We start from the raw sequence: 24,239 nt of genomic DNA, 5'->3' as shown, positions 1-24,239 counted from the left end.
CACGAAATCGTCTTAATTGCCGTATAACCAAGTCGATTTTTGACCATAAGGCGCGCCGAGGCGCAAAGTTGCGAATAGGGGAGGTTTAGGCGGATCGAACCTTGGAACGCCCCGCTTAGCGCCTTCGCGTCTTTGCGTTTCAAGATCGAATTCCGACTACTCGCTACCCACTACCGCAACTCACTACTTTGTGCACGCGCAACGCGCCTACAGCGCGTCACCAAACCGCACTTTCTTCACGGCCTTCTTTTTCCGCGGGGAGGGCAGGATGCCGATGCGCGGGTCGCGCGCCCGGGCCAGTTGAACCAGCTTCTTCGCATCGCGCTCAAAGGTCTCGCTGGTCTCCGGCAGGTAGAGCCACTTGCCCAGCACTGGGTGTTTCACCAGCGATGGAAACTCTGCGAGCAGGCTCTCGTGGTGTTCGTGAAACGTGCACACCAACACGCCCTGCCACGGCTCGCCCTGCGTCGTCAGGAAAAGCGTATGCATGCCGTGCAACATGATCGAGCGCCCGCCAAACCACGCTTTGAAGACAAACGTCGGCTCGCCACTCACGGGATCCGCCAGCCACTGCAACGGATGCTCGGCCTTCACAGCCTTTGGTCGCACGGAGGAAGCGCGGACGGATTTCATGTCCGGAATTGAATAGTAAAGACGCGAAGGTGCAATGATCAGGGCAAGGTTTGGCCTGCGCCGGCGCAGCGTGTCCTTGTCTCTTAAGTTTGAGTTCGCGAGGGTAGGGCGAATGGATCTTACCACGCATACGAAACGCCAGTTGAGTTATGCCGAGGGGTATCTGGCGCTCGGCATGAAGGACGATGCAGCGGCGGCGTTGAAGGAAATCGAGGCGGCTCAGCGCAAAGAGACTTCGGTTTTGATTTTGTCGCTGGCGGTGCATGTCGAGCGGGCGGACTGGAAGCCGGCGGCGGCGATCGGGGCGGTGTTGTGCGAGCGCGAACCCAATGTGCCCGGGCACTGGATCCAGTGGGCCTATGCCGCGCGGCGGCATAAGGGACTCACCGAGGCGCGTGAAATCCTCATGCGCGGGGTGGGGCAACATCCGACGGAAGCAGTCTTCCACTTCAACCTCGCCTGCTACGAGGCCCAGCTCGGCCACCTCGACGATGCGCGGGTGTTTCTGGATACGGCTTGCGGGCTGGAGGAGGAGTTTGTCGCTTTAAGTAAAACCGACCCGGACCTGGAGCCGCTGCGGATTCAATCTTGAATCGCAAAGACGCGAAGGGGCTAAGTTCGGAGCAAGTGTTAGAGACAATTCAGGGTGATCGAACCTTGGATCGACCTCTTCGCGTTTGTTCTTTCAGCCGCAATCACTGTCACGGCTCGGTCAAATTTCGGCAGATCGAAACTTAGCGCCTTTGCGTCTTTGTGTTTAACGCCGACTCAGTTCTCGGTCCAAGTCTGCTACTTTTTGGTTCGGCAACTTGCTCACTACCCGCTACTCGCTACTCACTACTTCATGAAAACAAACACCGGTCTCTCGTCCAAAGCCCGTGAATCCGTAGTCGATGCCCTGGCCGTCTTGCTGGCCGATGAGCATGTGCTCTACGTCAAGACCCGCAATTTCCACTGGAATGTCACCGGCGCTCATTTCGGTGCGCTGCACGTGCTCTTCGAAAAGCAATACGACGAACTGGCCGAGACCATCGACGAGATCGCCGAGCGCATCCGGTCGCTGGGTTGCATTGCTCCCGGCTCGATGGCGGCGTTCCTCAAACTAGCGCGTCTCTCCGAGGCCACCGGCAAGCCGCCGAAGGATGTGGAGATGATCGGCGCCTTGCTGGCCGACCACGAATCCATCGCCCGCGCACTGCGCGGTTCGATCGAACTCGCCGACAAACATGGCGACGAAGGCACCGCGGATTTCCTCACGGGCATCCTGGAAGCCCATGAGAAGACGGCTTGGATGCTACGCGCACACCTCGAGTGAGGTTTCTGAGTCGATCTAATCGCAAAGACGCCAAGGTGCTAAGTTGAGAGCAAAGTCCGGAAGTGATTGGGACCTTGGATTGATCTGACTTAGCGACTTCGCGTCTTTGCGATTCAACTTCCGAGTCTGAAAGCGGTGTTAATTTGAGAAATTAAGAAGACGGTTCTTGCCTTTATAGTAAGGAGGCTAACTATCAGCTTCCTTACTTGTTTCTGTTCTAATAGACACTGCTTAACAACACCGCATGCAACGCCTCGTCCTCAAAGAACTCCCGCGCTACGAATGCCTAGTCGAGGCTTCGAAGCAGTTTCCGGATCTCGAACCGGCCGCGTGCGAGGCGTTTATGCACATGGTGCGGGCCAGTGAGGATGTCATGCGGGTGATGAACACCCATTTCGCCTCCCATAACATCACCCATGGAAGGTTCCTGGTGATGATGCTGCTGATGGACAAGGGCGGGGACTGTCCCCGTGCGAGCACGCCGGCCGAGCTGGCTGACTTCGCCTCGGTGTCGCGCGCCACGATCACCGGCCTGCTTGATACGCTGGAGCGCGATGGGTTCGTGCGTCGCGAGCCGGATCCGGCCGACCGCCGTCAGATGTCGGTCCACCTGACGTTAAAGGGGCAGGCGTTCATGCACGGCATCATCCCCGAGCATTTCCGGTTGATTACCCAGATCATGGGCAGCCTGTCGCACAACGAGCAGCAGACGCTTTCCCGCCTGTTGACCAAGGTCTCGATGCAGGTGGCCACGCTCAGCGCGAGCGGCGCCGATATTTTCACCAAGGTCGAGCAGCCCGCCGCTGCGCAGGCCTGATTTTTTCCAACACACACTTTCACTCCAAGTCTTCCTCCCATGTTAAAGAAGTTTATCATCGCCATCGTCGGGTTCCTTGCAGTCGTCGCCGTGCTCGGCCTCGTCAAGTATTCGCAAATCAAGAAGGCCATGTCCGTGCCTCACGTCATGCCGCCGTCGTCGGTCACTTCCGCCGAGGCGGTGCAGGAGACCTGGACTCCGGTGTTGAGCGCCATCGCCACGCTGGCTCCGGTCGAGGGTGTGACCCTCGGCGCCGATGCCGATGGCACCATCGCCCGCATCGCGGTCGAGAACGGCGCCGCTGTGAAGGCCGGCGACTTGCTCGTCGAGTTCGACACCACGGTCGAAGCCGCCCAGCTCGCCGCCAGCGAGGCCCGCCTCGCCATCGTGAAGCTGGACCGCGACCGCGCTGTCGAATTGCGCGAGAAGAACACCATCAGCCAGGCCGAGCTCGACCAGAACGACGCCCAGCTCAAGCAGACCGCCGCCGATGTCGAAGCCCTCCGCGCCCAAGTCGCGAAGAAGAAGGTGCGCGCTCCGTTCGACGGGCGCATCGGCATCCGCCTGGTGAACGTGGGCCAGTATGTTTCCCGCGGTGCGGCCCTGCTGCCGTTGCAGAAGCTCAACCCGATCTACGTCAACTTCACCATCCCGCAGCGTTACCTGCCGCAGCTCAAGGTCGACCAGTCGATCAAGGTGCGCGTGGATGCGTTCACCGACCGCGTGTTCGCCGGCAAGATCACCGCGATCAACCCCGAGGTCGACGCCTCCTCCCGCAATGTCTCGGCCCAGGCCACGATTGAAAACCCCGGCGAGATCCTGCGCTCGGGTATGTTTGCCCGCGTCGAGGTTGAGATGCCCGCCGACAAGCCCGCCGTGATCGTGCCCGCCACGGCCATCGCCTATGCCTCCTACGGCAACTCGATCTACGTGATCGAAAAAATGAAGAAGAAGACCAAGGGCAAAGACGGGAAGGAAACCGAGGAGGAATACCTCGGCGCCCGCCAGCAGTTCGTGAAAATCGGCGACGCCCGCGGCGACCAGGTTGCGATCATCGACGGCCTCAAGGCCGGCGAGACCATCGTCACTTCCGGTGTGTTCAAACTCCGCAACGGTGCCCACGTCGAGGTGAACAACAGTCGCACGCCGAGCAGCAATCCCAATCCCAAGCCGGATAATACCTGAGCTGCTGATGAAGGAGTGAGCAGCGGGTAGTGGGTAGCGAGTAGACCGATCCCGCGGCACTCCGGCAAACCAGGCTTTTTCCTGATCACTCTTCACTGATCACTCATCACGATCTCTTTCCTTTCCCGTCCGCAGCCCCGTTGAGGGCATATCAATGAAATCCAGTTTTACCGACCTCTTCGTTCGCAAACCAGTCATCGCACTGGTGGTCAGCATAGCGATCCTCGTCATCGGCTTGGTGTCCTACGGCAAGCTGAACGTCCGCCAGTATCCCCGCAGTGACAGCGCGGTGGTGAAGGTGACCACGACCTATTTCGGCGCCAGCGCCGAGACGGTGCGCGGCTACATCACCACGCAGCTCGAGCGCGTCATCGCCAGTGCCGATGGCATCGACTACATGGACTCCACGAGCGTGGCGGGCATGAGCACGATCAACGTGTATCTGCGCCTCAACTACGACACCAACGCGGCGCTCGCGCAGATCAGTTCCAAGATCGACCAGGTGCGCAGCGAACTCCCGCCGGAGTCCGAGGCCCCGACCATCAACGTCGAGACCAGCGACAACCAGTTCGCCTCGATGTATCTGAGTTTCTACTCCGACACGCTTGAGCCAAACCAAGTCACCGACTACCTGAACCGCGTTGTCCAGCCGCAGCTCGCGTCCATCAAGGGCGTGCAGCGCGCCGACATCCTCGGCGGCCGCGTCTTCGCGATGCGCGTGTGGCTCAAGCCCGAGCAACTCGCCGCCCGCGGCATCAGCGCCTCCGAAGTGCGCGCCGCACTGGCCAGCAACAACGCGCTCGCCGCGGTGGGCTCGACCAAGGGTTCGATGATCTCGGTGAGCCTCGTGGCCGACACCGACCTCAAGAACGTCGATCAATTCAAACAACTCGTCGTTGCCGAGCGGAATGGTGCGGTCATCCGGTTGCAGGACGTCTCCGAAGTTGAACTGGGCGCCGAGAGCTATGACGACGCGGTTCGTTTCGGTGGAAAGAAGGCGACCTTCATGGGCATCTGGGTGCTGCCGACGGAGTCCACACTCGAGGTGATCCAGCGCGTGCGCGAGGCGATCCCCGATCTGCAACAGCGCCTGCCCGCCGGCCTGAATGCCGAGATCGGTTACGACGGAACCGCCTACATCGACGACGCGCTCAAGGAGATCGTGAAGACGCTCCTTGAGACGCTGCTGATTGTTTCGATCGTGATCTTCTTCTTCCTCGGCTCGCTGCGCTCCGTGCTGATTCCGATCGTGGCCATGCCGCTGTCGCTGATCGGCGCGCTGTTCATCATGCTGATCGCCGGGTTCACGATCAACCTGCTCACGCTCCTCGCGATCGTGCTGGCGGTCGGTATCGTGGTGGACGACGCCATCGTCGTGGTGGAAAATATCGAGCGTCACATCCGCGAGGGTAAATCCCGCATCGATGCGGCGATCCTCGGCGCACGCGAACTGGTCGGCCCGGTCATCTCGATGACCATCACGCTGGCGGCGGTTTACGCCCCGATCGGTTTCCAAGGCGGCCTGACCGGCGCGCTGTTCCGCGAGTTCGCCTTCACGCTGGCCGGCGCGGTGCTGGTTTCCGGTGTCGTCGCGCTCACGCTCTCGCCGATGATGAGCGCCTACCTGCTCCAGGACCATGACCACGAGGGCAAGGGTTTCTCGGGCAAGATCAACCGCGCCTTCGACCGGCTGCGCGCGCGTTACGACCGCCTGATCGACCACAGCCTCAACTGGGTGCCGGTCACGATCACCGTGGCGTTTCTCTGCTCCCTGCTGCTGGTGCCGTTTATCATGATGGCGCAAAACGAACTGGCTCCCAAGGAGGACCAAGGCTTCGTGCAGACCTTCCTGCTGCCTCCGCCCAACGGCACGATCGAGCACAACCAGATGTTTGCCGAGGAGGTGCAGGCGATGTTCAAGACGCTGCCTGAATACGCCAACTCGTTCCAGATCACCTCGACCGCGTTCGGCTTCGGCGGCGTCATCCTGAAGCCCTTTTCGGAACGCACGCGTTCCACCGAGGAAATCCAGCTGGCCTTGCAAGGCCCGGCCACGAAAATCGCCGGCATGCAGGCGGTCGTGAGCACGCCCGAGCCCTTGCCCGCGAGCGGACAGTTTCCGATCGAGTTCGTGATCCGCTCCACCGCCGACCATCGCCAGATGAATGAGTTTGCCAACCAGCTCCTCATTTATGCGAACGGCGAAGCCAACGATCCGAACGGCATGCCGACGTTCTTCTTCGCCGACAGCGATCTGAAGTTCGACCTTCCGCAGGTCGAGATCGTGATCGACAAGGACAAGGTCGCCGCGATGGGACTGAACCTGAGCGACATCTCGCAGGACCTCGGTTCGTTGCTCGGCGGTGGCTACGTCAACCGCTTCGTCAACGACGGACGCAGCTACCGCGTCATCCCGCAAGTCGAGCGTGTTGACCGTCTCAACGCGGCGCAGCTCCTCGATTACCATGTGCGCGGGCCGAATGGTTCGCTCATCCCGCTCTCCACGATCGCCACGCTCAAGGACACGGTCGAGCCCCGCGGGCTGAACCGTTTCCAGCAGCTCAACGCGGTCAAGATCACCGGAGTGGGCCCGTCCATCGACGTCGCTTTGAAGAAGCTCGAGGCGAAGGCGAAGGAGATTCTCCCTCCCGACTACTCGGTCGATTACGGCGGCCAGTCTCGCCAGTTGCGGTCTGAAGGAAGTGCACTCTGGACCTCATTCGCCCTGGCGCTGCTGCTGATCATTCTCGTGCTGGCGGCGCAGTTTAACAGCTTCCGCGATCCGTTCATCATCATTCTCGGCTCGGTGCCGCTGGCGCTGGTCGGCGCGATGCTCCCGATCTTCCTGTGGGAAACGACGCTCAACATCTATTCGCAGATCGGTCTGATCACGCTGGTGGGCCTGATTGCGAAGAACGGCATCTTAATCGTGGAGTTTGCCAACCAGCTTCAGGAGCAGGGCCGTTCCAAGCGTGACGCCATTCGAGAGGCTGCGGCCACGCGTCTTCGCCCGGTGTTGATGACCTCGGCCGCGACGGTCTTCGGTCACATCATGCTGATTTTCGTCTCCGGCCCCGGCGCCGGTTCGCGTAACAGCATCGGCTGGGTGCTCGTGGTGGGCATGGCGGTCGGCTCGTTCTTCACCCTCCTGGTGGTGCCCGCCTTCTACATGTTGATCGCCAAGGAGCATAATAAAGGAAACTCCGCCGCCGGCGTGAAATCCTCGGAGGTTTCACCTCCGCAAGTTGCGCATTAATCAAACCTCGTTCTCATTCCTCCATTTATGAAATCAGTGTTCAGTCTTTCGCTCGCCCTGCTGGCTGCTCCGGCGATCTTCGCCCAACAACCCGCGCCGGCTCCGGTGCCCGATGTTCCCGTTCAACTCGATCTGCGCACGGCGGTCATCTACGCCGTCGAAAACAACTTCGCCATCCGTCAGGCGCGCGAGCGCATCAAGGAGCAGGAAGGTCTCATCGTTGAAGTGAAGGCCCGCGCGCTGCCCAACGTGGCCGCCGTGGGTTCCTACACGCGCAACGACGAGGAGATTTCGCAGTCCGCTCCGCCTAGTGACCAGAACTGGAGCATCGCCATCGAGGCGCGCCAGGCCCTCTACGCCGGCGGTGGTATCAAGTCCGCGCTGGATGCCCAGAAGGTTATCCGCGAGGCCTCGTTGCTTGAGCTGCGTTCCGTGATCAACAACGCGTTGCTCGAAGTGCGCACGCGCTTCTTCAACGTCCTCCTCGCCCGCGAAACGATCAAGGTGCAGGAGCAGAACGTGAAGCTCTTGGAAGAGCAGCTCACCAACGCGAAGAACCGTTTCGAAGCCGGCAGCGTGTCGAACTTCGAAGTGCTCCGCGCCGAGGTCGAACTCGCCAATGCCAAGCCCCAGCTCATTCGCGCTCGCAACACCTTCCGCACCTCGACCGATCAGCTCCGCCAGTCGATTGGTTACATCAATACCACGAAGGAAAACCTCCGTCGCACGCCTGAGTTCGTCGGCACGCTGGAGTTCACTCCTGCGTCCTACGACTTGCAGGCGTCCCTCGACAGCGCCCGCGTGAACCGCCCCGAGTTGCTCCGTTTTGCGAAGATCGTGCAGGCGCAGGAGCGCAATATCGACTTCGCGAAGTCCACCTATCGCCCCACGCTCGATCTCGTGGGCAGCTACGGTCTCTTCAAAGACACGCGCTCCGATGAGTTTGACGACTCCCGCAAGGGCTGGACCGTCGGCGTCGAGTCCAACTGGGCGATCTTCGATGGTCGCGCCACCGCCGGCCGCGTGGCGCAGGCCCGCTCGCAGGCGCGTCAGGCCGGTCTCACTCTGAGCGAGCAGACCCTCGCTGTGGAAGTCGAAGTGCGCACCGCATTGTCGTCGCTTCAAGAAGCCGCCGAACTCGCCGAGGCCGCCGTGAAGGTGGTCGGTCAGGCCGAGGAGTCGGTGCGCCTCTCCGATGCCCGCTACGGTGCCGGCAGCGCGACGCAGCTCGATGTGTTGCAGGCGCAGGTCGCGTTGACCCAGGCTCGCAACAATCAGCTTCAAGCCAATTACAGCTACAACGTGGCGCTGGCCAACCTCCGCCGCGCCTTGGGCGAGCCGGATGTTTACCTCGCCGATCCGGCCGCCGCGAAGTAACGCCGCCAGCGAGTCCGATACCCAAAGCCGCGAAGGAGAAATCCTTCGCGGCTCTTTTTTGGGCACGTGCGGCAGTTGCGCGGATGATAGCCGGAAAGATTAACGCAAAAACCGGAACGCCGCGCCGCTTGCTATGTCCCCTTGAATGAGGGCACGCTGGCGTCCCCTCGGAACCCTTTCGCCATGAAACCTCTCCGTCTTCTTTTCATCGGTCTGGCATCCTTCGCAGTGCTGGTGCTGATCGTCATCGCCCTCGCTTTCACCCCCGGCGTGCAAACGTGGGCCGCGCATAAATTCGCTCCCGCCACGCCGGAGCTCACCGTGGCGATCGGCCGGGTGGATGCGGGCATCAACAAAACCCGTATCGACAACATCCGCGTCATCCAGCCCGGCCTCGTGCTCACGATTCCCTCTGCCGAGATCGAGGTGAACGTCGTCGACGCCGTCGGCGGCAAAGTCGAAGTCCGCCGCCTCGTCGCCAAGGGCTGGGTGCTCGACCTGATCCCACGTTCAGGATCGGTCGTCAGGCCGACCGCATCAGATCCGGCCGAATCCGCGAAGTCCGCCTTCGACGGCATCTTTAAACTCATCGAACTGCCCGTGGACCTCGCGGTGGACGGCGTTGATCTCTCCGGCGAAGTCTTCCTGCCCGAAGGCCGTGCGCAGGTTTCGATCACCGGCGGCGGCATCGCCTCGGGCAAAGACGGTAAGTTCACGCTTACCAGCGATCTTAAGACCGGCGCGTCGAGCGTGTCCGTGAATGCGGTGCTGGGCGCACGCATGAATTCACCGCGCACCTTTGACCGATTTACTATCGACGCCGCCGCGACGGCGACCGACCCGCAGCTGCCGGCTGGCGCCAAGATGAACTTTGCATTGTCGGCCGCCCGCGACGGTGCAGTTGAAAACTACAAGGCCGATGTCCGCTCCGGTATGCGCGAACTCGTGGCGGTCGAAATCAAACTCGCGGAAGGTGCCGCGCCGGTGGTCGGCTCATGGAAACTCGATGTAGTCAGCGCGGATGTCGCGCCGTTTTCACTGGGCAAGCCGTTGCCGGAATTTGTGGTGAAAGGCTCAGGCACGCTGGGCTCCAACCGAGCTTTTACACTCGTGAATGCCAAGGGCATGATCACCGCTTCCGTCGATAAACTGGACGCGATCCAGCCGGAGTTCTCCGCGTTTGGTCCGCTCAATTTCGAACTGACCTTTGATGCAGCCAAGGACGGCGAGGTTGTTCGCCTGAGCGGTTTCGATGTGCGCGTGTCGAACCCCAAGCCCGTTTTCAGCGCAAGCGCGGCCAGCTCCTTGGAGCTGAACACCACCACGGGCGTGCTGAAAACCGGCGACCAATCGGCTGCATGGTTGCGGGTGAAACTGGATGCGATTCCGCTCACCTGGTCGCGTCCGTTTCTCGGGGATCTCGCGATCACCGGAGAGCCGGTGCGCGGAGAATTCTCCGCCGATATCACCAGCGACGGCGGCTTTAAGCTGCGTCCGGTCACGCCGATCACGCTCGTGAATTTTTCCGCCTCGAAGGCCGGCAAGCCAATTGTGAGCGGGCTGAACATTTCGCTCGCGACCGAGGCCGATTACACGCCGAAGGGCTGGACCGCCCAGGTCACCGATCTGACCGTGCTCAGCGCCGCCGCGCCCTTGCTCAAGTTCACTGCGCGCGCTTCGCAGGAAACCGAGCGCACCGATCAACCACTCAAGGCGGAAGGCGCTTACGAGATCAATCTGCCAGTTGCGCTGACGCAGCCGGTCGCCGCGGGTTCGGTCGCGCTTAAGCGCGGTCTGGCACGCGGAGATTTCAGTGCGTCGATTGCCAAGCTGCAGTCAGCCACGTTTACGCTGCAACTCGCCGATCTGGTCGCTGCCAACGATGTGTCCTCGGCGCTGCCGTCAGTCGCGCTGCAGGCGAGGGCCGACATAAACGCGGCGGGCCGCATTGATGCCACGGTGCCGATCGTGATCACGCAGGCGGGCCGTCGTTCCGACCTGACGCTCGGCGCGGTCATCACGCCCGCCGAAAAGAACACCGACATCAAAGCCCAGCTCACCGGTGATACGCTCAACGTCGCCGATCTCATGCTGTTCTCTTCGGTGTCACCATCACCGGCCCAGGCGACGGCCCCGGCCGCACCGGTGCCCGCGCCGACGAAACCGGTCACGCCTCCTGCTGCTCCCGCTCCCACCGCACCGTTGTGGGACGGTGTGACGGGCGAGTTGAAGATCGCATTCAAGAAGATCATTTACACCGGCGATATTCAGGTCACCGGCGTGGAAGGAATGATCAAAATCACGCCCGCTGCGCTGACCTTGGAAAACATCGGCGCCGCCTTAAAGACCGGTGGCACGTTTAAGGCCGGCGGTGATTTGCAATTCGATGCGAAGCAAAAGCAGCCCTACGCCCTCAAGGCGGATGTCGCGCTCACGGATGTGGAACCCGCGCCGATTCTGCGGGCGCTTTCACCGGGCAAGCCTTCGCCGGTCGAGGGCAAGTTCAACCTGACGACTCAACTGGCCGGCCGCGCGATTGAGCCTGCGGGTTTTACTGAAAGCGTGGTCGGCGATATCAAGCTCTCCAGTCGCCAAGGCACACTGAAAGCAATCAGTGTGAAAGCGGGTGCTAATGCCGAGAATGCCGGCCGTGTCGCTGCGGTGGCGGGGCTTTTCGGCGCGCTCGCCGGCAGCGATTCCACGGTGAAATATGCCGATCGCGTGCGTGCCGCCGCGGATGTGACCAAGCAGTTTACTTCGATCCAATTTGATCAGCTCGAACTGGTTGTCGGTCGTGACGAGAAAAACAACCTGGGCATCAAAACTCTTTCCGTAATCTCTCCGCTCATTCATCTCACGGGCTCGGGTGAGATCACTTATCAACCCGGCGTGCCTTTGATGCAGCAGCCTTTGCTAGTGAATCTACAGGTAGGCGCAAAGGACAAACTCGCCGCCGACTTGCGCACGTTGAAGTTGATCGAAGGTCAGCCTGACAAACTCGGTTACTCCCCGTTGGTTGAGGAGTTGAAGCTGGATGGCTCACTGCAGGCGATCGGCACCTCGCAATTGCAGCGGTTGCTGGATCGCGCGATGGCGAACTGATTGCCACATCACCACGGCCGCGCCCACGGCTCCGCCGAGGAGATGGGCCAGCGGCACGGGCGCGAAGACTTCGCCTGCTTCGACAAAAACCGTGTTGCCAGTGAGGACTTCAAACACGCACTTGGCGAGAAATCCGCCGAGTGCTGCGACACCTACGATGAGCGAAAACCGGTGGCGTTCGCGCCAGCCGGTCGCCAGTAGATCCGCGATGACGAAACTGAACAATGCCGAGTCGATACCGGAGAGTCCGCGGTAGGTGGTGAACTGCGGTTGGGCGACCCACACGCCGGTGCTGATGATGAGCGCGGACACACCCAGCGTGAGCAGAAAGGCGCGCCGCGAAATGCGTTCGGCCATCGCGCCCAGAATGACAAACGCGAGCAGGTCCCAGCGCAGATGATCATCGCCGAAGTGGGTGAGATGCGCGCTGAAGAAACGCCATACCTGTCCGTGTGCGACGGCCGCGCGGTCAAACTGCAACACGTTACCCAGCGCCGGCACGAAGTGAATGATCACTGCGAGCACGGAGACGGTGAGGGTGGACCAAGGCAGGCGTTTCATGACGGGCGATGAATGTTAAAGCCCGCGTTTGTCGCCAAACATGCCGTTCACGTAAGCAAACAGCACGCTGCCGGCGGCCACGACGAGGAATGACGATGCGAAGCGCCACAACGTGTCCCGATTTGCAAAATCCCAGATGGCAAGAATGCACACGATGACGCCGGCCAGGATGCATAAGGAGATGATATAAAAGGCCACTGCCTTGATGATCTCCGGCGGGAAAAAGCCGTGCTTGGGTAGCTTTGGGATCGGAGTGAGTCCGGGCATCTCGGGAAGTGGAGGAGGTGTGAGCGACATGTGGGCTGGAATTTTAAACAGATGTGAGTCGAGTGAATTTTTTCGCGGAGCGGGCGCGCACGAGGCGCGCCCCTACGTCGGAGTGGGTAGGGGCGTGGCTCGTCCACGCCCGCGGTTTTATGAGGCAGGTTACTCTTTATCCGATTTGCGTTTCATGGCTTGGCGACCGGCGTAGGCGCCTCCGACCAGACCGATGATGACGGCGAGCATGACGATGTCCTTGCGATCAAGGGCACCACCGCCACCACCACCACCCGAGTGGCTCACATGAGGAGCCGGAGCGGAGTAGGTGGGCTGTTGGGCATCGACTTGGTAACTCTTAACAGGCCGCGAGGAGCGGACGCTCTGCGCGGTGCGCTCGGTGGCGGTGCGTTGCTGATTCTTGCGATCAATACCGCGGCTCGCGTGCGTGGCATCATCAAGGACGAGCATCGCGGTGTGATCGGTCACGAGCTGGTAGGTAACGCCGAGGCTGATGATGGCATCCTTCGATTCAGAGGCGGGCATCTGGCCGATGGCTTCCTTGAGTTCGATCTGCTCGATCTGGGCGAGCGCCCAGAGACGTTCGATCTCAGGGTTGTCGGTGTCGACCTCGGGGAAGTTGAACGTGGTGGTGTAGGTTTTGTCTTCGCCGGTGAGTCTGGCTTTGAGCGAGACCGTGGCCGGGCCGGCGCCGTCGTAGCGGCCGAAGATCACGAGTTGCTGGCCGCGGTAGATTTTCTGCGGGAGATCGCCGGTCGTCTCGGACACGCGGGCACCGGTGAATTTGAACGAGGCGTCATGGAGTGACTCGAAGGCGATCTTGGATTTGGCGAGGAGGAGCTGTCCGACGATGTCATCGGAGTTGGATACACCAGTGTAGAAACCGCCGGTCGCATCACCCATGGCGCGCATGAGCGGCCAGTTGGCGTTGTTGCCCATGAGGAATCCGAAGAAGCGCACGTCCTGCTGTTTCAAGAGCGCGTGGAACTTGGCGGGATCGACGATGCCCTCGTTGGTCACACCGTCGGTGACGAGGACGACACTGCTGGCGCGGTCGGCATCGAGGTTTTTGAGGGCGAGCTGCAGGCCGGCGTAGATGTTGGTGCCGCCGTTGGGCTGCATGGCTTTCACCAGCGTGGTAGCGTTGGCGACGTTTTCGGGAGTGGCGGTCGTCCAGCCGAGGATCTCAGTGGCGTTGTTGTTAAATGTGATGATGCGAAAACGGTCGGCGGGGCGCATCTGGCCGAGGGCCTGGCTGATGCCGTTGGCGAGCGTGGCGATTTTTCCCTGCATGGAGCCCGACACGTCGAGGACGTAGGTGTAGTCGGCGCTCGTGATGGGCTGCAGATCGATGCCGGGGGTGACGACCATCATGAAGGTGCCGGGCTTGGACTTGTCGGCGCGGTAAGGAATGACCTCTACGCGGCCGGGGAGGTTGTCGGCCAGGCGATAGTAGAGCACAAAGTCGCGATCGAGCTTCGCGCCGGTGCGATCGAGCGAAAGCGTGTAGTGACCGGCGTCGAGTTTGTTGGTGACGGTGGCGTTTTCGAATCCGGGGACGCGCACATCGGCGACGGGCCAGGCGGATTTGAGCGTGACGTTAATGGCGAAGCGACCCTCGACGGTCGAGTGGGCGGGCTGCCAGAAACTCTTGGCGACCTCGTCGGTGCCGCCTTCCTCGAGCGGGTAAACATAGCGACCCACGCCGGTGTCGATTTCGAGAGGTTGGTAATACACGAAGCGCAACTGAGTCTCGGCGTTGGCGCGGACGGGCGTGATCTTGAACTCGTAGTTTTGGTAACCGTTTTTAGTGGTGAGGCCGGCATCGTTGCCCTTGGACTTTTCTTCTTCGTAGATCGTCTCGGCTTCCTTTTTGGGGAGCACTTCGCCGTTCAAGGTTTTTTCGCCTGAGGTGATCGTGACCTCGGAGAGACTCGCGCTCTTTGGAACCGGGAAGACGTAGAGGGCTTCGAGATCGGTCGGGTTGGGATTGAAGAACGTCTGCAGCACCTCGGTTTGGGCGAAACCGTTGTTGATGGTCACGTTGACCTGATGAGAGCGAATCTGGATCGGTGCGTGCGGAGAGCCGACAGGCGTCAGTGTGCCGCCCGCAAACGCCGCAGGTGTAAGCGCGGCGGCGAAGGCGAGCAGGCCGGTGAGAATGAGCGATTTGGTTTTCATGACATCGCTTGCTTTGCTCAGCGGATGCCAAGGTGAGGCGAGTTTTATTAACTACATGATGATGAGTGTTTAGTGGTTATTGTGAGTATTTAATTGGTTGGCTTAATTGACATAAAAAGAACAGCCGTATGACATAAAATGTATATGTCTTCCTTGTTCACGGCTGAAGAACGGCGGTTTGCCGAAGCGGTGGCGCTGATTAACACGACCAATCCATTCCTGCCTGAGCGGGTCGAGGGAGAGCGCGCGGCCTTGGGCGCGGGTTTCGTGGCGGCGGGTGCGGAGTGGAACAAACTGCCGCCTGCGGAGGCGTCGCATCCCAATCACCTGCGGCTCACGGAACGCGCCGCAGCGGTGCTCGAACAGGTGCGTGCGCGGTGGCCGCGAGATGGCCGTGTAGCGAAAGCCGAGGCGACCAACTACGAGGAGCTGGCGGGCTTCTGGCTTTATCAGACGTATGCGCTGCGCTTCGACGCGGTGATCCGCACGGAGCTTTCTGAAAACGGGGGTGCGGGGGGAATGCGCGTGGAGTTTTATCCGGCGTTCAAAGCCGATGTGGACCGTTTGCTGACGTTGCCGGGACTGGCGCTTTTGGACACGCAACCGGCACCGCACCTCTTCGCGTGCGCGTTTCAAATCCGCCGGGCATTCCATCACATTTTTCGTTCGCTGGCGGGCGGCTCGGCACCGATGGCGCGGTTGCGCGCGGCGATCTGGCAGTCGGTGTTCACGCATGACCTGAAGCGTTATCGCCGGGTGCTGCACACGAGCATGGGGGACTTTGCGACGCTGATCACGGGGCCGTCTGGCACGGGCAAGGAGCTGGTCGCGCGGGCGATCGCGCTGTCGCGTTATTTGCCGTTTGATCCGCGCCGGGGCGGCTTCACGGATGATTTTTCAACGGCGGCGTTTTTCCCGCTCAATCTGTCGGCATTGTCGCCGACGCTCATCGAGTCGGAGTTGTTCGGTCACCGGCGCGGGGCGTTTACCGGCGCGCTGGCGGATCGTGAAGGCTGGATGGAAACGTGTCCGGCCGCGGGCTCGGTGTTCCTCGATGAAATCGGCGACGTCGAGACGGGCATCCAGGTGAAGCTGTTGCGTGTGCTGCAATCGCGGACCTTTCAACGACTCGGCGATACCGAGACGCGCACGTTTAAAGGCAAAATCATCGCGGCGACCAATCGCGATCTGGCGGCGGAAATCCGCGCGGGGCGTTTTCGCGAGGATTTTTACTACCGGTTGTGCTCGGACTTGATTCAGACGCCCTCGTTGCGCGATCAATTGGATGACAGTCCGGATGAATTGCCGGTGCTGGTGGGTTATGTGTCCACGCGTTTGCTCGGGGCGGGCGAGGGATCTGCTTTTGCGAGAGAGACGGTGGACTGGATCGGGAAAAACCTCGGAGCGGATTACGCGTGGCCGGGCAACTTCCGTGAGCTGGAGCAATGCATGCGCAATCTGCTCGTGCGAGGCAGCTACCGGCCGGCGGCGCTGGGCGTCGGGGCAGGGGAGGACTGGAACACGCTGCTGGCGGGCGGACGGCTTACGGCGGAGGAGGTGTTGCGGCGTTACACGAGGCAGGTGCACGCGCAGGTCGGCACGGTGGAGGAGACCGCACGCCGTCTCGATCTCGACCGTCGCACGGTGAAGGCGCGGTTATAAGTTGCCGGCAGTTCGCTCGCCAAACCGCTTGCTTCGGTCCGTGGTGCCCGCAAAACACAGGGCAGCGCCATGCCGAAATCGTCCACGTCGCGTCCGTTGATGCCTTCGGGCCTGAGGTTGTTGAACCTCGGCTTTGGCGTCTGGACGACGGGAGTGTTTATCTTCCTCTACCTGCCGATCCTCGTGCTGGTGGCGTATTCGTTCAACACGTCGAAGCTCAACATCGTATGGGAGGGCTTCACGGTCCGGTGGTATGCCGATGTGTGGGACAACGTGCGCATCATCCGCTCGCTCAAAAACAGCCTGATCATCGCGGCGTTCACCACGGTAGCTTCAGTCGTGATCGGGACCGGCGGTGCGTGGTTGTTGCACCGGTATCGCTACCGGTTTACGCGGACGATCCAGACGCTCATCTGCGTGCCGATGATCATGCCGGAAATCGTGATGGGCATCAGCCTGTTGATATTTTTCACCGTGGTGCATCTTGAGCTGGGCTACCTCACGGTGATTCTGGCGCACGTGACGTTTTGCTTCCCGTTCGTCATGGTAGCGGTGCAGGCGCGGTTGCAGGGACTGGACCCGGCACTGGAAGAGGCTGCTTTGGACCTAGGAGCGTCACCGCTGAAGGCCTTTTGGCTCGTGATCGTGCCGTGCCTGCGGCCGGCGATTATTTCGGGCGCGTTGATGGCGTTCACGCTCTCTATGGACGAACTCATCATCACGGTGTTCACCACCGGCCCCGGCTCGGCGACGCTGCCAACGGTGGTTTTCGGCATGGCCAAGATCGGCCTCAATCCGATGCTCAACGCGCTTTCAGCCCTTTTTATTCTCACGACGGTCGCGTTCGTGTTGTTCTCCAATCACCTCAAAAAACTATCGGCCCGCTGAGCCACTGGCGCGCTTCCCGCTCAAGCGATTTTACCTTCAATCTTCTTACCATGAAACTCCTCCGTCTTCTCCCTCTATTCGTGCTGGCCGCGACGTTCGCCGTCACTGGTCGCGCTGCCGACAAAGAACTCAACCTTTACGCCTGGTCCGAATACATCCCGCAGACCGTGCTCGACGGCTTCACAAAAGAGACGGGCATCAAGGTCAACTACGAGACCTTCGCCTCCGGTGAGGAGATGCTCGCCAAGTTGCTCGCCGGCGGCACGCGTTACGACCTGATCCAGCCACCCGATTACATCGCCGAGGCGCTTATCAAAAACAAGCTGCTCATCCCTCTCGATTACAAGAAACTCCCGAACTTCAAAAACATCCTGCCGGAGTTTACGAAGATGCCTCACGATCCCGAGCAGGCGTTTACGATTCCCTACATGGCCGGCACGGTTGGCATCGTGGTGAACACCGAAAAAGTGAAGGAGCCGGTCAAGGGCTACGCCGATCTTTTCTCTAATAAATATAAGGGACGCATCGTTGCCTTGGATGACGGCCGCGAACTCGTGGTGGGTGCGCTCTACACGCTCGGCATCGGTTTGAACGACATCACCTCTGCCAACCTCGAAAAAGCCCGTCCGGTCCTCGCTGGCTGGTTTAAGAATATCAAGCTGTTCGACTCCGATAGCCCCAAGACCGCGTTGCTCAACGGCGATGTCGACCTCGGTCTCGTCTGGGGTGGTGAAGCCGCGATCCTCTGGAACGAAAACAAGAAATTCCAATATCACCTGCCTTCCGAAGGCGCCCACATGTTTGTCGATATCCTCGCGATCCCCAAGGGCTCGAAGAACCAGACCGCCGCTCACAAATTCCTGGATTACATCCTGCGTCCCGAAGTGAGCGTGCTGATCTCCGAAGAGTTTCCCTACACGAATCCCAATGGCGAAGCCCGTAAGCAGCTCACGCCCGAGCAGCTCGCCAATCCCGCCAGCTACCCGAAGACCGATCGCAAGCTCGATACCTTCCGTCATCTCGGCGAAAGTGGCGCCCTGATCGACGAACTGGTCACGGATTTGAAGAACGCCAAGTGAGCCGGCGTTTCGCAGTCTGATTTCTGATGCAGACGCTGCCATCGGCATCTTCCGACAGCCCGCATGCGCGCAGCCCGCGCCTGTGGGGCTGGGTGCTGCTGGCGCCTATGCTCGCCTGGCTCGTTCTGTTTGTGATCGTGCCGATGGCTATCCTGTTCGTTTACAGCTTTTGCTCCCGCGATGATCTCGGGCGCGTGGTGTTTGAGTTCACCTTTGAAAATTACCAACGCGTTTTCGATCCTATCTACCTGAACGTCCTCTGGCGTTCCATTTGTTATGCCGCGCTCACGACTGCGTTGTGCGTGATGCTTGGCTATCCGGTCGCGTGGTTCATCGCGCGGCAACGCGAGGCGGTTCGCAACCGGCTGCTGCTGCTCGTGATGATTCCGTTTTGGACGAGCTTCCTCATCCGCACCTACGCGTGGATCACGATTCTGAAAAGCGAAGGGCTGCTCAACGGCTTCCTGCTTTCCGCCGGCGTGATTCCCGAGCCGTTGGAAATTCTCTACACGCCGGCCGCCGTGGTGATCGGTTTGGTTTACGCTTATCTGCCGTTTATGATTCTGCCGATTTACGGCAGTGCGGAGAAACTCGATAATGCACTGGTCGAGGCGGCCCATGATCTGGGCGCCGGACCGGTGCGGGCATTTTCCGAAGTCATCGTGCCGCTGACTTGGCCGGGCATCGCGGCGGGTATCCTCCTCGTGTTCGTGCCGGCGATTGGAATGTTTGCGATTACCGATCTCATGGGCGGCGCCAAGGTGCCGATGATCGGCAACGTCATTCAGAATCAGTTTTTCAAGGCCCGTAACTGGCCGTTCGGCGCCGCGCTCGGCGTCGTCTTTACCCTCATGTTCATTATCGCCTACGCGCTAATCCAGCGCCGCGGTTCGCGCGATTCGCACTCATGATCGAAATCAACGGAGTCACCAAACGCTTCGGCGATTTCACCGCCGTGCACGACGTCAACCTGCATATCAAAGCCGGGGAGTTCATCACGTTGCTCGGACCGTCCGGTTGCGGGAAAACCACGTTGCTACGCATGTTGTCAGGCTTCGAGACACCCGACGAAGGTCTCATTCGAATCGGCGGCGAGGATGTCACGCATCTCGCGCCGTATCGTCGTAACGTGAACCAGGTTTTCCAGAGCTACGCGCTCTTCCCGCACATGACGGTGCGCGAGAATATAGGCTTTGGCCTGCGCATGCAGAAAGTTCCCGCTGCCGAGGCGGCCGTGCGCATTGCGGAAGTGATCGAGCTGGTGGCGCTGACAGGTTTCGAGAACCGCAAGCCCGCGCAACTTTCCGGCGGACAACGCCAGCGCGTCGCCCTTGCGCGTGCCATCGTGCCGCGTCCGTCGGTTCTGTTGCTCGACGAACCGCTCTCCGCGCTTGATGCCAAGCTACGCGGGCAAATGCAGATCGAGCTGAAGCGACTCCAGAAAATCCTCGGCATGACCTTTGTCTTCGTGACGCACGATCAGGAGGAGGCGCTGTCCATGAGCGACCGCATCGCGGTGTTCAACAAAGGTCGTCTGGAGCAACTCGGCACCGCGACGGAAATCTATCACCAACCGCGCACGGCGTTCGTGGCCGACTTCATCGGCGAGGCGAATTTGCTGCCGGCGGAGTTGGTTGCACGCGACGCAACCACGGCGCGCGTGCGGATCGAAGGCGGGCTGGAACTCTCCGTGAACGCCGCGCAGTGGCCGGCGGACGCAACACGCGCGCTCATCTCGGTGCGCCCGGAGAAAGTGCATGTTTCCAAAAAGCCGGTCGATTGTGAGAATGTTTTCGAGGCGCGTGTGACCGAGGAGCTGTTTCAAGGCGCGCTGGATCGGCTGCTGATTGAGTTTACCGGAGGCACGCGGCTCACCGCGGTGGTCGCCAACGAGAGCGCGTTACTTGAGGCGATTCATGAAGGCGACCGCGTGTGGTGCGGGTTGCATACCGACGATCTGGTGGTCGTGCGAACGGAGTAATGCAGGCTGGCGGAAGGGTAGGAGTTTAATCAGAGTGAAGCCGTGATCGCTTCCGTTGTTTTCCGGAATTTCAAGGCGCTGCGCAGCACGAGTCTTGCGCTGTCGCCGTTCAACCTACTCATCGGTCCGAATGGCTCGGGTAAAACCAGCCTCATTCAGGCGATTTTGCGTCTGCGTGCGCTGGCCAAGCTTCCGCTGGCGCAAGCCACGGCGGATGCCGAACGCCGGCCCGAAGGTGCCGAGATCACGTTTCGTTTTGATGCTCCGCATGACGGTCTTGAAGCGGTGCTCAGCTGCGTATCGGACACGGTTTGCGACCTTCTTCAGGTTGTGCCGCTGCCCACCGGGGAAGGCGTGGATGACTGGACGGGTTTGCGCGCGCGCCTGTTGAGCATGCGCAGCTATCTGTTCGACCATTACGCGATCGCTTCGCCCGCGTTGCTCAAGGACGGCACGGAACTCGTCTCCAACGGAGGCAATGTGGCCGCGGTGCTCGCCGCCCGGCGCGATGCGCATCCGGAGGCATTTGCGCGTATGACGACCGAGTTGATCCGACTGCTGCCTGAGTATGATGACCTCGATCTTTCCATTCGTGCCGATCAGACCGTGGAGCTGCGCTTGCGAATGGCTGAGGGAGGGGAGTTGATCGCCGCGGAAAATCTTTCACAAGGGACACTCTACTTGCTCGCGATGCTTACGCTCGCCTACGACCCCGCGCCACCGGCCATCGTGTGTATCGAAGAAGTCGATCGTGGCGTGCATCCGCGCATGTTGCGCGAGATTCGGGATACACTTTACCGGCTGAGTTATCCCTCCGAGGCCGGCGCACAATGCACGCCGGTGCAAGTGATCGCGACGACCCATTCGCCTTATCTACTCGATCTCTTTCGCGATCATCCCGAAGAGGTCGTCATCGCGGAAAAGCAGGGGAATGCGGCCCGTTTCACCCGGCTCGATGAACGCGCCGATCTTGCCGGTATGTTGTCCTCGGGTTCGCTGGGTGACCTGTGGTTTTCCGGAGTGATCGGCGGTGTCCCCGAAGACAAATGAGCAACGCTCCGACGTCACCCGCCGCGCGCAAATTGAAACTGGCGATCCTGAGCGAGTCGCCGGCCGATGAAGCAGCCGTGGCGGTGTTGATCGAGGCGGTGCTGAGGCGACCCTTTACGCGCGTGCAGCCCGCGCTGCGTGCCCGTGGCTGGCCGTCGGTGGCACAGGTGCTGCCATCGATCGTGCGACACCTGCATTTTAACACCGATACCGACGGGCTGGTGGTGGTGGTCGATAGTGATGACTCGGTCGTGCATACCGCCGCGCACGATGCGCCGGAGTATTATCATCCGCTCTGCCGGATGTGCCAGCTGCGGGCGATTTTTCGGCAGTCAACGAAGAAGCTGCCGCCGGCGCACGGCCGTGAGCGGGTGTTGCGCGGGGTAGGCGTAGCCGTGCCGGCGGTCGAGGCGTGGTATCTGTGCGGACTTGAGGAAACCGTGACTGAACAAAACTGGATCGCGGGACCGGAGTTTGGTCGCGCGCCCTACACGAGGCGTGAACTCAAGCAGCGTGTCTACGGAACCGAGCGACCCAACTTACAGCACGAAACTGAAATCGCACTCCGTGAAGCTCGCCGGCATGCGCACGATCTTCGCCGGTTGGAGAATGATTTTCCCGGCTTTGCCTCGCTGGCTTGGGATTTGAAGTCGTGGCCTGAAACTAGTTGACGTATCAACAATAGGCGGCAGAACAGACTCTCATGCAGCCTGAACTTGGCCACGAATTGACCCGTGCGGTGATGACAACCGCGGATGTTTTTCTGCGGGAGAGTCAGCGCCTCTTCCGTCCGCACGGGATTACCGCCGCGCAGTATAACGTGTTTAGTGCGCTGGCGTCGGCGGGCGAAGGCATCAGTCAGCGTGAACTGGGCGATGTTTTGGTCGTGGACCGGTCGAACGTCACTGGTTTGGTCGATCGCATGGAAAAAGCCGGCTGGGTGAAGCGTGAGGACGATCCCGCCGATCGTCGTGTGTATCGAGTGATACTGACGCCGGCCGGCCGGCGGTTGTGGGAAAAAGTTTCGCCCGCCTATCAGGCGGTGGTGATGCAGGTCGTCGGGGCGCTCACGCAAAAGCAGGCGCGCGAGACGTTGCAGTCATTGAAGGAATTGCAGGCGGGCGCGGTGGCATGGCGACTGCCCGAGGAGTGAGTTCCACTTCCAATTATTCACAGATGAAATCATTCGAAGAACGCCTCCGCGTTGAATCGGCAGATTGGGTGGGCGACGGGTTGCTGACTGAATCGCAACGCGGCGCGCTGCTGGCCCGGCATCCGGCTGCGGCGGGTGGCGGGCGGTTTATCGCCATTCTGGGCGCGGTCGGCGGCGGACTGCTGCTGGCCGGCGTGTGTTTGTTGATCAGTGCGAACTGGCAGGACCTCGGGGATTGGTTGAAGATCGGTGGCCTGGTCGCACTTTTGGCGGGTTCGTATTTCGCAGGCTGGCGGCTCAAGGTCGCGCCAGGGCTGTATCCAAAAACCGGGGATGCGTTTTTTATGCTGGGGGCGGGCCTCTTCATGGCCGGAATTGCACTGGTGAGTCAGATCTTCCACCTCAACTCGCGACCGGCTTCGGGCGTGCTGACTTGGTGGCTGGGCATTGTGGCGGTGCCGTGGCTGGTTCGATCAAAGGGCGCGCAGGCGGTCAGCTTATTGGCCTTTCTGGTGTGGTTGGGTATGGAGTTTACGACCCAAGGTTCGTGGCTCTCCCTGCAGACGGGCAACCTGCGTTTTGAAGATGTGATTTGTCTGGTGGCAATCATGACGGCGCTGGGTGTTGCCGTATGGATGTCCGGTCTCGCTTTGCGCGGCACACGTCACGACGTCTTTGCCTCGCTCCATGAAAAATGGGGAGCGCTGCTCTTTTGCTCGGGCCTATATGTGCTCGGTTTCATCCGGCATTTCTGGCCGAGGGGAAGTGATGAATGGACGGTCTCGCCGATTCCCGTGGGGTTTGTCGCACTGCTCATTGCGCTAGGTGCCTGGGGCGCGTGGAAGCACAGCCGTCGTGATATGTTGTCGTTGGGTGTGTGGATAGTGATCGCGCTGGTTCCGGTCGGTGCAGTGCTGACTGGCTGGAATACCGGCGACGGCGGCTGGTTGTGGAGCGCGTGGTCTTGGACCGCGTTGTTTGTGCTCAATGTGTTTATGATCCGGTTGGGTCTGGCGACGGGTCGTGAGAGCTGGGTTAACCTCGGTCTGGGTTTCATCGCGATCAACATCGTCACGCGCTACTTCGATCTCTTCGGCACGATGCTGGAAGGCGGGGTGTTCTTTGTGATTTCGGGCGTGATCGTCCTGACGCTGGGAATTTATCTGGAACGCAAACGTCGCGGCTGGCTCACCGCCATGCGTGCGGAAAAGGAGGTCGCATGAATATTAAATCTGCACGTTGGGTCTGGGCGGTGGTGCTGGCGCAGGTGGTTTTCCTCCTCGCGTGGGCGGGTTATCACGAAGGCGTGAGGCACACTGCGCCGACGGTCCGTTTGAAAACATTGCCGGTTGATCCGCGCGATATCCTGCGCGGCGATTACATGATCTTGAACTACGAGATCAGCCGGACGGAAAAATTTCCGATCGCGGCAAATGGCGACGTGTTCGTCGTGCTCAAGCCCGAGGGCGCGCATCATGTAGTGGCCGATGTTCTCACGGAGGAGCCTGCCGCCGACGATCCGCGTCTGTGGGTGTATGCGCGGGCTTGGCAGAATGGAAACAACCTGCGACTTGATTACGGAATCGAGCGGTTCTTCGTGCCCGAAGGTCGGGGCACACCGCGGTTCACCACGCTGGAAGTTGAGGCGGCGGTCAGTGGGGCGCATCGGCTCTATATCCGTCACGTGTGGCTCGACGGGAAAAAATTCCCGTAAAGACTC

General features: G+C 60.6%; 21 protein-coding genes. 17 read left to right on the top strand and 4 right to left on the bottom strand.

From position 1 onward, the window contains the following. Positions 1-207: 207 nt before the first annotated feature. Entirely contained in the window at positions 208-633 is a 426-nt protein-coding gene (locus FPL22_RS05685; RefSeq protein ID WP_144229141.1) for a hypothetical protein, read from the bottom strand. A 112-nt stretch (positions 634-745) separates the two neighbouring features. Between FPL22_RS05685 and FPL22_RS05680 the strand changes: the two genes are divergently transcribed. From FPL22_RS05680 to FPL22_RS05650, 7 genes are all read left to right on the top strand, one after another. Continuing rightward, positions 746-1,225 (top strand): tetratricopeptide repeat protein, encoded by a 480-nt coding sequence (locus tag FPL22_RS05680; RefSeq protein ID WP_144229140.1) that lies wholly within the window; start codon positions 746-748, stop codon positions 1,223-1,225. 252 nt (positions 1,226-1,477) lie between these two features. Beyond that, positions 1,478-1,948: a Dps family protein gene (locus FPL22_RS05675; protein ID WP_144229139.1), complete on the top strand. Its 471-nt coding sequence runs from the start codon at positions 1,478-1,480 to the stop codon at positions 1,946-1,948. Positions 1,949-2,192: 244 nt separating this feature from the next. Beyond that, positions 2,193-2,765: a MarR family winged helix-turn-helix transcriptional regulator gene (locus FPL22_RS05670; RefSeq protein ID WP_144229138.1), complete on the top strand. Its 573-nt coding sequence runs from the start codon at positions 2,193-2,195 to the stop codon at positions 2,763-2,765. Between the two features lie 39 nt (positions 2,766-2,804). Then, a complete protein-coding gene (locus tag FPL22_RS05665; RefSeq protein ID WP_144229137.1) occupies positions 2,805-3,950 on the top strand; it encodes an efflux RND transporter periplasmic adaptor subunit in 1,146 nt (381 codons plus the stop codon). Between the two features lie 154 nt (positions 3,951-4,104). Next, a complete protein-coding gene (locus FPL22_RS05660) occupies positions 4,105-7,206 on the top strand; it encodes an efflux RND transporter permease subunit (RefSeq protein WP_144229136.1) in 3,102 nt (1,033 codons plus the stop codon). Between the two features lie 27 nt (positions 7,207-7,233). Further along, complete coding sequence (locus FPL22_RS05655; protein ID WP_144229135.1) at positions 7,234-8,583, top strand: TolC family protein; 1,350 nt, start codon at positions 7,234-7,236, stop codon at positions 8,581-8,583. Positions 8,584-8,766: 183 nt separating this feature from the next. Next, positions 8,767-11,685 carry an AsmA family protein gene (locus FPL22_RS05650; protein ID WP_144229134.1) on the top strand — a complete coding sequence of 973 codons (2,919 nt, stop codon included), beginning with the start codon at positions 8,767-8,769 and terminating at the stop codon, positions 11,683-11,685. On the opposite strand, the gene rrtA is transcribed toward FPL22_RS05650, so the two are convergent. The 3 genes from rrtA to FPL22_RS05635 all read right to left on the bottom strand — a co-directional run bounded on the left by rrtA (position 11,623) and on the right by FPL22_RS05635 (position 14,706). Further along, the gene (gene rrtA, locus FPL22_RS05645; RefSeq protein ID WP_144229133.1) at positions 11,623-12,246 is read right to left on the bottom strand and encodes a rhombosortase; all 624 of its coding nucleotides are present in this window, start codon (positions 12,244-12,246) and stop codon (positions 11,623-11,625) included. The two genes, FPL22_RS05650 and rrtA, sit on opposite strands and share 63 nt — an antisense overlap. Before the next feature lie 15 nt (positions 12,247-12,261). Further along, complete coding sequence (locus FPL22_RS05640; RefSeq protein ID WP_144229132.1) at positions 12,262-12,543, bottom strand: hypothetical protein; 282 nt, start codon at positions 12,541-12,543, stop codon at positions 12,262-12,264. 129 nt (positions 12,544-12,672) lie between these two features. Further along, positions 12,673-14,706, bottom strand: a complete 2,034-nt coding sequence (locus FPL22_RS05635; RefSeq protein WP_144229131.1) for a VIT and vWA domain-containing protein — start codon at positions 14,704-14,706, stop codon at positions 12,673-12,675. A gap of 144 nt (positions 14,707-14,850) precedes the next feature. Between FPL22_RS05635 and FPL22_RS05630 the strand changes: the two genes are divergently transcribed. From FPL22_RS05630 to FPL22_RS05585, 10 genes are all read left to right on the top strand, one after another. Next, positions 14,851-16,368: a sigma-54-dependent transcriptional regulator gene (locus FPL22_RS05630; protein WP_238991318.1), complete on the top strand. Its 1,518-nt coding sequence runs from the start codon at positions 14,851-14,853 to the stop codon at positions 16,366-16,368. A 69-nt stretch (positions 16,369-16,437) separates the two neighbouring features. Continuing rightward, positions 16,438-17,256 carry an ABC transporter permease gene (locus tag FPL22_RS05625; protein WP_144229129.1) on the top strand — a complete coding sequence of 273 codons (819 nt, stop codon included), beginning with the start codon at positions 16,438-16,440 and terminating at the stop codon, positions 17,254-17,256. 50 nt (positions 17,257-17,306) lie between these two features. Further along, a complete protein-coding gene (locus FPL22_RS05620; RefSeq protein WP_144229128.1) occupies positions 17,307-18,335 on the top strand; it encodes an ABC transporter substrate-binding protein in 1,029 nt (342 codons plus the stop codon). A gap of 26 nt (positions 18,336-18,361) precedes the next feature. After that, on the top strand, positions 18,362-19,246 hold the full coding sequence (locus FPL22_RS05615) for an ABC transporter permease (protein WP_144229127.1): 885 nt from the start codon (positions 18,362-18,364) through the stop codon (positions 19,244-19,246). Next, complete coding sequence (locus tag FPL22_RS05610; protein WP_144229126.1) at positions 19,243-20,316, top strand: ABC transporter ATP-binding protein; 1,074 nt, start codon at positions 19,243-19,245, stop codon at positions 20,314-20,316. Before FPL22_RS05615 ends, FPL22_RS05610 begins: the two co-directional genes overlap by 4 nt. A gap of 42 nt (positions 20,317-20,358) precedes the next feature. Then, on the top strand, positions 20,359-21,366 hold the full coding sequence (locus FPL22_RS05605; RefSeq protein WP_144229125.1) for an AAA family ATPase: 1,008 nt from the start codon (positions 20,359-20,361) through the stop codon (positions 21,364-21,366). Then, the gene (locus FPL22_RS05600; RefSeq protein WP_144229124.1) at positions 21,363-22,037 is read left to right on the top strand and encodes a hypothetical protein; all 675 of its coding nucleotides are present in this window, start codon (positions 21,363-21,365) and stop codon (positions 22,035-22,037) included. Before FPL22_RS05605 ends, FPL22_RS05600 begins: the two co-directional genes overlap by 4 nt. 32 nt (positions 22,038-22,069) lie before the next feature. Continuing rightward, positions 22,070-22,519 (top strand): MarR family winged helix-turn-helix transcriptional regulator, encoded by a 450-nt coding sequence (locus FPL22_RS05595; protein ID WP_144229123.1) that lies wholly within the window; start codon positions 22,070-22,072, stop codon positions 22,517-22,519. Between the two features lie 23 nt (positions 22,520-22,542). Beyond that, positions 22,543-23,742 (top strand): DUF2157 domain-containing protein, encoded by a 1,200-nt coding sequence (locus FPL22_RS05590; protein ID WP_162525201.1) that lies wholly within the window; start codon positions 22,543-22,545, stop codon positions 23,740-23,742. Beyond that, on the top strand, positions 23,739-24,233 hold the full coding sequence (locus FPL22_RS05585; RefSeq protein WP_144229121.1) for a GDYXXLXY domain-containing protein: 495 nt from the start codon (positions 23,739-23,741) through the stop codon (positions 24,231-24,233). The genes FPL22_RS05590 and FPL22_RS05585 overlap by 4 nt, the downstream gene beginning before the upstream one ends. Positions 24,234-24,239: the final 6 nt, after the last annotated feature.

This window comes from Rariglobus hedericola (assembly GCF_007559335.1).
GTDB lineage: Bacteria > Verrucomicrobiota > Verrucomicrobiia > Opitutales > Opitutaceae > Rariglobus > Rariglobus hedericola.
The sequence above is the reverse complement of the archived record's forward strand: the minus strand, read 5'-3'. Positions and strand labels throughout refer to the sequence as shown.